The organism is Luteococcus sp. (assembly GCF_043424415.1).
GTDB lineage: Bacteria > Actinomycetota > Actinomycetes > Propionibacteriales > Propionibacteriaceae > Luteococcus.
The window spans coordinates 1-7,782 of the sequence record NZ_JBHWOO010000216.1; the positions used below are offsets into that span (position 1 = coordinate 1).

Annotated in this window: 9 protein-coding genes; 6 read left to right on the plus strand and 3 right to left on the minus strand. The window is 70.8% G+C overall.

The genetic code is table 11. The features are described from left to right. The first annotated feature begins 66 nt into the window (after positions 1-66). From dapA to ACHFFZ_RS12630, 4 genes are all read left to right on the plus strand, one after another. Positions 67-957, plus strand: coding sequence for a 4-hydroxy-tetrahydrodipicolinate synthase (gene dapA, locus ACHFFZ_RS12615; RefSeq protein WP_394276956.1), 891 nt, complete (start codon positions 67-69; stop codon positions 955-957). Positions 958-1,016: 59 nt separating this feature from the next. Further along, positions 1,017-1,649 carry an RNA polymerase sigma factor SigE gene (sigE, locus tag ACHFFZ_RS12620; RefSeq protein ID WP_394276957.1) on the plus strand — a complete coding sequence of 211 codons (633 nt, stop codon included), beginning with the start codon at positions 1,017-1,019 and terminating at the stop codon, positions 1,647-1,649. A gap of 2 nt (positions 1,650-1,651) precedes the next feature. Then, a complete protein-coding gene (locus tag ACHFFZ_RS12625) occupies positions 1,652-2,605 on the plus strand; it encodes an anti-sigma factor family protein (protein ID WP_394276958.1) in 954 nt (317 codons plus the stop codon). A 91-nt stretch (positions 2,606-2,696) separates the two neighbouring features. After that, positions 2,697-3,083: a sec-independent translocase gene (locus ACHFFZ_RS12630; RefSeq protein ID WP_394276963.1), complete on the plus strand. Its 387-nt coding sequence runs from the start codon at positions 2,697-2,699 to the stop codon at positions 3,081-3,083. A 67-nt stretch (positions 3,084-3,150) separates the two neighbouring features. Here the strand turns inward: ACHFFZ_RS12630 and ACHFFZ_RS12635 are convergent, their stop codons facing one another. From ACHFFZ_RS12635 to ACHFFZ_RS12645, 3 genes are all read right to left on the minus strand, one after another. Continuing rightward, positions 3,151-4,305, minus strand: a complete 1,155-nt coding sequence (locus ACHFFZ_RS12635; protein WP_394276959.1) for an Mrp/NBP35 family ATP-binding protein — start codon at positions 4,303-4,305, stop codon at positions 3,151-3,153. A gap of 42 nt (positions 4,306-4,347) precedes the next feature. Beyond that, complete coding sequence (locus tag ACHFFZ_RS12640; protein WP_394276964.1) at positions 4,348-4,899, minus strand: DUF1003 domain-containing protein; 552 nt, start codon at positions 4,897-4,899, stop codon at positions 4,348-4,350. A 94-nt stretch (positions 4,900-4,993) separates the two neighbouring features. Next, complete coding sequence (locus ACHFFZ_RS12645; RefSeq protein WP_394276960.1) at positions 4,994-6,265, minus strand: magnesium transporter MgtE N-terminal domain-containing protein; 1,272 nt, start codon at positions 6,263-6,265, stop codon at positions 4,994-4,996. 102 nt (positions 6,266-6,367) lie between these two features. Here ACHFFZ_RS12645 and ACHFFZ_RS12650 point away from each other — a divergent pair, with 102 nt between their 5' ends. Then, a complete protein-coding gene (locus ACHFFZ_RS12650; RefSeq protein WP_394276961.1) occupies positions 6,368-7,297 on the plus strand; it encodes an HpcH/HpaI aldolase/citrate lyase family protein in 930 nt (309 codons plus the stop codon). Positions 7,298-7,378: 81 nt separating this feature from the next. Next, on the plus strand, positions 7,379-7,782 hold a 404-nt coding region (locus ACHFFZ_RS12655), incomplete at its 3' end, for a MerR family transcriptional regulator (protein WP_394276962.1).

Below are 7,782 nucleotides of genomic sequence, written 5' to 3' on the forward strand. Positions count from 1 at the left end.
GTCGTGCAGGCCGGTGACGTCGTCCACGACGGCGACCCGCTGGTGATGATCGAGGAGAGCTGAACCATGGATGATCCCCTGATGCCCGTCTTCGGACGAGTCCTGACCGCAATGGTCACCCCGATGGACGCCGACGGCGCGGTGGACATCGCCCGGGCCCGCCAGCTGGCCGCCCGCCTGGTCGACGAACAGTCCAATGACGCGCTGGTCATCAACGGCACCACGGGCGAGTCGCCCACCACCACCGAGCAGGAGAAGGCCGCCCTGGTGGCTGCCGTCGTGGAAGAGGTCGGTGACCGGGCCCAGGTGTTGGCCGGCGTCGGCAGCTCCGACACCCGTCACACCATCGAGCTGGCCCGCCAGGCCGCCGATGCCGGCGCCGACGGCCTGCTGGTCGTCACGCCCTACTACCTGCGTCCTCCCCAGCGGGGCATCCTGCAGCACTTCCTGTCCGTCGCGGATGCCACCGAGCTGCCGCTGATGGCCTATGACATCCCGCACCGGGCGGGCGTGCCCATCGAGGAGCAGACCCTGCTGGCCATGGCCGAGCACCCCCGGATCGTCGCCGTCAAGGACGCCAAGGGCGACCTGGCCTCCAGTTCCAGGGTGATCGCCGGCTCCACGCTGGCCTACTACTCGGGCGATGACGCGATGACGCTTCCCCTGCTCGCAGTGGGCGGCGTGGGCGTCGTGGGCACCTCCACCCACTTCACCGGCACCCGTACCCGCGAGATGGTCGCGGCCTTCGTCTCCGGCGACGTGGAGCGTGCGCTGGCCCTGCACCAGTCGCTGCTGGGCGTCTACTGCGGTGTCTTCGCCACCCAGGGCGTGATGCTGGTCAAGGCCGGCCTGGCCCACCAGGGCTTCGACGTCGGTGGCGTGCGCGCCCCGCTGCCGCAGCCCACCGAGGACGAGGTGCGGACCTTCGCCGCCCTGCTGGACGCCGCAGACCTGTGACGCGCCACGGGAACGATCGGCGCTGGCCGATCGTTGCCCCGTGTGACGAGAGGATGTCGATGTTTCGCAAGACGCGCCAGGCCCCCCTCGAGGAGCGGCCCGCTGCTGCCCCCGTGCAGTGGACCCCGCCCACCTGGGAAGAGCTGGTCCGCGACCACTCCGACCAGGTCTATCGGCTGGCGCTGCGCCTGACCGGCAACCCGCATGATGCCGAGGACCTCACCCAGGACGTCTTCGTGCGCGTCTTCCGCTCCATCAGCTCCTTCACCCCCGGGACGCTGGAGGGCTGGATCCACCGCATCACCACCAACCTCTTCCTGGACCAGGCCCGTCGCCGCCAGAAGATCCGCATGCAGCCGATGGCCGAGGCCAGCGAGCGCGTGGCGGGTGAACTGGCCTCCCCGGGCCAGATCTACGACGACGCCAGCATGGACGCCGATGTCACCGCCGCCCTGGCCGCCCTCGCCCCCGAGTACCGGGTCTGCGTCGTGCTGTGCGACATCGAGGGACTCAGCTACGAGGAGATCGCGCAGGTGCTCGACGTGAAGCTCGGCACCGTGCGCAGCCGGATCAGCCGAGGGCGCGCCCAACTGCGCGTCGCCCTGGCCCACCGTCGCCCCACCGCCGACCGGGAGCGCTACCTGGGCGTCGACCGTGCCCATGACGAACTGCTCGGTGCTGGCCAGGGGTGACCATGGTCAGGGGGATCAGGTTCCACGACGAGTTCGACTGCCGCCGGGCCCGGCGACAGCTGGCCGCCTATGCCGACCAGGCGCTGGAGACCGGTGAGCGCGAAGCGGTCGCCGGTCACCTCGTGGGCTGTGAGCAGTGTCGCAGCGAGCTCGCCGAGATGACCCAGACTCGTGCCCTGCTGGGGATCGCGGCCCGCAGTTCCGGTCCCGCGTCCGCCCCGAGCGGGCTGGCCGACCGGCTGGTGGCCATTGCCGGCGAGCAGGCCACGGACCAGCTGTGGTTGCGCCCCGAGGGCGACGGCCAGCTGCCGAGCCGCCGTCGCCAGGTGCGCCAGCGGGTGCTGATGGGGGCCGCGGCCGCCAGCCTGGGCGTCGCGGGGGCGGTGGGGGCCGCCATGCTCTCGGCGCCGGAGCTCACCGGGATCTCCGATCCGGACGCCTCGCGGGTGGCGAGCCTGGGGCTGCCGCACGTCGAGAGCGCGGCCCACCGGGCCGTGCTGGACGAGATGGCGGCGGGGTGGACATCGGTGGACATCGAGGAGATGCCCGCGGTCTTCACGGCCCAGACAGCCCTGGTCGGCTCGCCCGGCGCAGAGGACCACGCACCGTGCCCGCCGCGCGCCGACTGCCCCGAGCAACTGGCCGGCCTGCCCCTGGTGCTGCGCGAGCACCTGGACGACCAGCCCACCACGATCCGCAGCACCTTCGCCGACCGTCGAGAGGCGCTGGTCCTGGTGCAGCAGCGCGGGGTGCTGGTGGCCGAGGCGGGACGCCAGGGCTGCGACCACCTGTGGCAGTCGGGCCAGTGGGTCCACTGCCTGGTGCTGGCCCACGGCGACGAGGCCCTTGCGGTGCAGGCAGAACAGGAACTGCCCCGCCAGGCCCCGGTCACCGGCGACATCGATGACCAGCTGGTGCTGGGCCTGCGCAGTCTGGTGGGGGAACGTGGCCGCTGAGCGCGGCAGCCAGCGCCCGTCGCTTTTTCGTGACCGACTTGCGGCTCGCTAGGCTGGCCGCGTGAACAACATCGGCCTCCCCGAAGTTCTGATGGTGGTGATCCTCGCCGTCATCATGTTCGGGCCGGAGAAGATCCCGGAGCTGAGCCGCAAGGCCGCCCGGGTGGTCTTCTTCCTGCGGGGCATCGCCAACAACGCCCAGGACCAGCTGCGTGCCGAGCTCGGCCCCGAGTACGCCAACCTGGACATCCGCGACCTCAACCCCAAGACCTTCGTGCAGAAGCACCTGCTGGAGGACCTGCAGGGCGACATCGACGAGATCCGCTCCGACCTGTCCGAAGTGCGCAGCGATCTGGACGGCAACATCAAGGACGCCCAGATGATGGGCGAGGACCTGCGCCACGAGTTCGAGGCCAGCCGCCACGAGGAGGTGGCCTCCGGCGAGGTCCCCACGCCGGTCGACCTCGAGGCCACCTAGACCGGACCGAGCCTGTCGAGTGCTCCTCGACAGGCTCGGTCCCCGTCCGGGCTGTCCCGGAGCGCGATCAGGCGGGGCTGACGCCCAGGTGCATGCCCGACAGGCCGCGCTTGCGGCCGGCGATCGTCTGCGCCAGCGCCATCAGGGCCTTCGCCGAGGGGGCCTCGGGATCGTTCAGGACGATCGGGGCGCCGGAGTCGCCACCCTCGCGCAGCTGCTGCTCGATCGGGATCTGGGCCAGCAGCGGCACCTCGTAGCCCAGGCGCTCGCTGAGCGCGTCGGCCGCCTTCTGGCCACCGCCGGTGCCGAACAGGTCGACGCGGAAGGTGTGGCCGTCGCTGGGGCTGGTGACCTCCAGGTGGCTCATGTTCTCCACCACGCCGATCACCTTCTGCTGCATGATCGCGGCCATCGTGCCGGCCCGCTCGGCCACCTCGCTGGCAGCCTGCTGCGGGGTGGTGACCACGACCACCTCGGAATTGGGGATCTTCTGGCCCAGGCTCATCGCCACGTCACCGGTGCCGGGCGGCAGGTCGAGGATGAGGAAGTCCAGGTCGCCCCAGTAGACATCGGCCAGCAGCTGGGTCAGCGCACGGTCCAGGATCGGGCCGCGCCAGGCGATGACGGCCTCGCGGTCTGGCTTGAGCATGCCGACGCTGATCACCTTCATGCCCATGCTGGGCACGGGCATGATCATGTCCTCCACCGGGGTGGGGCGGGCCTCGCCCAGGCCCAGCATGTCGGGCACGGAGTGGCCGTAGATGTCGGCGTCGAGGATGCCGACACTCTTGCCCAGGCTCGCCAGGGCAGCGGCCAGGTTCACCGTCACGGAACTCTTGCCGACGCCGCCCTTGCCGGAGGCCACGGCGATCACCTGGGTGAGGTTGCCGGGCTGGGCGAAGGGGATCTGGCGCTCGGGCTGGCCGCCGCGCAGCATCGTCTTGAGGGCTGCACGCTGCTCGTCGTCCATCACGCCGAGCTCCACCGAGACCGACTTCACGCCCTCGACGGCGCCGACCGCCCTGGTCACGTCGGCATTGATGGTGTTCTGCAGGGGGCATCCCTGGATGGTGAGCAGGACGCGGATGCGCACATTTCCTGCCTCGTCGCATGTCACCTCGTCGACCATGCCCAGTTCGGTGATCGGGCGGTGGATCTCGGGATCGTCAACGGTGTGCAGCGCCGCGCGCACCTGGCCGAGCAGCGGGTTCTCGTCAGTCATGGGTTCGAGTCTTTTCCTTGGCCGACTCCTTTGCAAATCGTCTCAGGACTCGCGGCCGTCCCGGCGCTCACGCCCCTTGCCCTCACGGGAGCGGTTCTCGCGGGTGCGGTTCTCGCGCAGCCACGACCGGCGCCCGTCGTCATCGCCCTCGACGGGCTCCTCGGACTCCAGCTCGGCCAGCAACTCGCGCAGGCTGGAGCGCAGCTCGCCACGGATGTAGTCGCGGGTGGCCATCTCACCGACATTCATCCGCAGCGAGGCGATCTCGCGGGCCAGGAAGTCCATGTCGGCACGGCTCTGCGCGGCGACGCGGCGGTCCTCCTCCATCGTCACCCGGTCGCGGGCCTCCTGGCGGTTCTGCGCCAGCAGGATCAGCGGCGCCGAATAGGAGGCCTGGGTGGAGAAGAACAGGTTGAGCAGGATGAACGGATAGGGGTCCCACTTGTGGTGCCAGATGCTCACCACGTTGAGGGCCACCCAGGTGATCACCACCACCGTCATCCAGACCAGGAACTTGGCGGTGCCCATGAAGCGGGCCACCCACTCGGCGAAGCGGCCGAAGGAGTCGGGGTCGAGCTCCACCTTGGGCAGCAGCGAGCGCCTGCGCTCACCGGGGGTGTTGAGCCGTTCGCGCTGGGTGCCGGCGCCACGCTCGCGCTGCCCGGAGCCATGGGGACGTTCGCGCTGCTCAGGCACGGCTCACCTCGTCCTCCCCGTCCATCTGCGTGCCACGCCAGTCCTCGGGCAGCATGTGGTCCACCAGGTCGTCCACCGCGACGGCGCCGACCAGCTGGTTCTCGTCATTGACCACCGGCGCCACCACCAGGTTGTAGGTGGCGAAGTAGCGGCTCACCTCGGCCAGGCCACTGTGCGGGCCCAGCGGCTCGAGGCTGTCGTCCACCATGCCAGAGACCATCAGCGAGGGGGCCTCGCGCAGCAGCCGCTGGGTGTGCACCATGCCCAGGAAGCGGCCGCTGGGAGTGTCCAGCGGGGGACGGCAGATGAAGACCATCGACGCCAGGGCGGGGGTGAGCTCCTCGTCGCGCACCCGCGCCAGCGCCTCGGCGACGGTTGCGTCGGGGCCCAGGACGACCGGCTCGGGGGTCATCATGCCGCCGGCGGTCAGGTCGGCGTAGATCATCAGGCCGCGCACGTCGGCGGCCTCTTCGGGCTCCATGCGCTGCAGCAGGTCCTCGGCCATCTCGGCCGGCAGTTCCTTGATCAGGTCGGCGGCGTCGTCGGGGTTCATCTCCTCGAGGATGTCGGCGGCACGCTCGTGGTCCAGGGCACTGAGCACCTCGACCTGCTCGTCCTCGGGCAACTCCTCCAGGGCATCGGCCAGCTGGTCGTCGTCCAGGGCCTCGATCACCTCGGCACGCCGGTCGGCACTCATGTCGTGCAGCTCACGCGCGACGTCGGCAGGACGCATGTCGGCCATCTGGGCCAGCAGGTGGTCATTGACCTGCTTCGAGTTCAGCACCAGGTTGGGGATCTCGCGCCACTCGACGATCGTGGTGGCGCCCCGCTTGCCCAGGGCGAAGCGCCCGGCGGCGGGCAGCTCACGCAGGGCCACGTCGTCCACCTCCCACTCGCGGGCGCGGGTGGGGCGCATCGAGACGTCGTAGATGGCGGCGCGTCGTCCCTCAGGCCGGGGCACGGCGCGATCGAAGAGTTCGTCGATGACCAGCGTCTCGGCCTCGCGCTTGCTGAAGCGGCGGGTGTCGACCTGCCCCTCGATCACCACCTGGCTTGCGTCGATGGCGTGCACGCGCACCATCGGCACGAAGATCCTGCGGCGGGCGAAGAGTTCCACCACCAGGCCCTTGACGCGCGGGGCACGGCCCTGGGTGCGCAGCTGGATGACCACGTCGCGCACCCGGCCGGTCTGGTCGCCGCGGGCGTCGAGCACCGGCAGGCCGCGGATGCGCGAGATGAAGACTGCGGAGGAGGAGACGCTCACGGACCAAATCTAACGGCTGGAAAGACTGCGGGGGGCCGACGGCCGGGCGGGTCGGATGCGGGTGCCGGCGGCCGCGTTGTCCCCGGTGGCTAGGCTGGGCGCGTGGACAATGTCGTGACCAGCAGGCCCATCCGTGCCCGCCGCACCATCCTTGCCGTGCCCGGCTCCAGCGAGCGCTTCATCGCCAAGAGCCGCACCATGGACGTCGACGCCCTCTTCCTTGATCTTGAGGACGCCGTGGCGCCCCCGGTCAAGGAGGCCTCGCGGCAGTCGATCGTCGATGCCCTCAACGACCCGCAGGGGTGGCGGGCGCCGACGGTCACCTACCGCGTCAACGACTGGTCGACGCCGTGGACCACGATGGACGTGATGGAGGTCGTCGGCGGCGCCGGGGCCCACGTGGACTGCGTCGTGCTGCCGAAGGTCACCGGAGCCGACCAGGTGAAGGCGCTGGACCTGGTGCTCACCCAGGCCGAGCAGGCCGCTGGCCTCCCGGTGGGGCGCATCGGCCTGGAACTGCAGATCGAGGAGGCCCGCGGCCTGCTGCACGTCGCGGAGATCGCCGCCGCCAGCCCCCGCACCGAGTCGCTGGTCTACGGCCCCGGAGACTGGATGGCGAGCATGGGCATGCAGACCCTCAACGTCGGCTCCCAGCCGCCCGGTTACGTGGGCGACGCCTTCCACCACGTGCAGATGACCATCCTGGTGGCGGCCCGCGCCCACGGCCTGCAAGCCATCGACGGACCCTTCGTCGGAATCCGTGATCTGGAGGGCTTCCGCACCTCGGCCTCCAGCTCGGCCGCTCTCGGCTATGACGGCAAGTGGGTGCTGCACCCCTCGCAGGTGGAGGCGGGCATGGAGATCTTCACCCCGCCCGCCACCGACGTGGAGCGGGCCCGTCGCATCGTCGAGGCCTACCAGCACGCCACGGCCGAGGCCGGGGGAGCGGTCGGTGCGATCGTCGTCGATGACGAGATGGTCGACGGCGCCGGGCTGGCCGTGGCGCGGGCGACGCTCGCCAAGGCCCGCTGACCCGGGTCACGGAGGCACCCGCTCCGGGGCCGGAGAACCGGGGCTTGCTCCTGACACGGTGTGAAGGTGTCGGATCTGGGCATGGGCGCCACAGACATGAACATGAACCCGGACCTCCTCGAGATCGGCGAAGCTGCTCGCGCCGCGGGAGTCAGCCCCAGGATGCTGCGCCACTGGGAGGAGGTGGACCTGCTGGTGCCGGCCAGCACCGACCCGGCCAGTGGCCGACGGCGCTATGTGCCGACCCAGGTGGAGCGCATCCGCCAGATCGCCCGGCTGCGAGCCGAGGGCCTCGACCTGGCACGGGTGCGCACCCTGCTGGACCCCGGTCTTCGCCGCGACGGACTGGTGGGACTGCTCCAGGAGCGCGCCGCTGAACTGGACGAGGAGCACCGCCGGGCCGCCAAGCGGCTCGCGCAGGTGCAGCGGCGTCTGGATGGGCTCGAGGATGCCGCACGGCAGGTGGCGCGCACCGCCCGGCTGGA

What these genes read in the sequence shown, in the direction of transcription:
- ACHFFZ_RS12630 (WP_394276963.1), top strand. Translation starts at nt 2,697, where the DNA reads ATGGTGGTGATCCTCGCCGTCATCATGTTCGGGCCGGAGAAGATCCCG.
- sigE (WP_394276957.1), top strand. Translation starts at nt 1,017, where the DNA reads ATGTTTCGCAAGACGCGCCAGGCCCCCCTCGAGGAGCGGCCCGCTGCT.
- ACHFFZ_RS12625 (WP_394276958.1), top strand. Translation starts at nt 1,652, where the DNA reads ATGGTCAGGGGGATCAGGTTCCACGACGAGTTCGACTGCCGCCGGGCC.
- ACHFFZ_RS12635 (WP_394276959.1), bottom strand. Translation starts at nt 4,305, where the DNA reads ATGACTGACGAGAACCCGCTGCTCGGCCAGGTGCGCGCGGCGCTGCAC.
- dapA (WP_394276956.1), top strand. Translation starts at nt 67, where the DNA reads ATGGATGATCCCCTGATGCCCGTCTTCGGACGAGTCCTGACCGCAATG.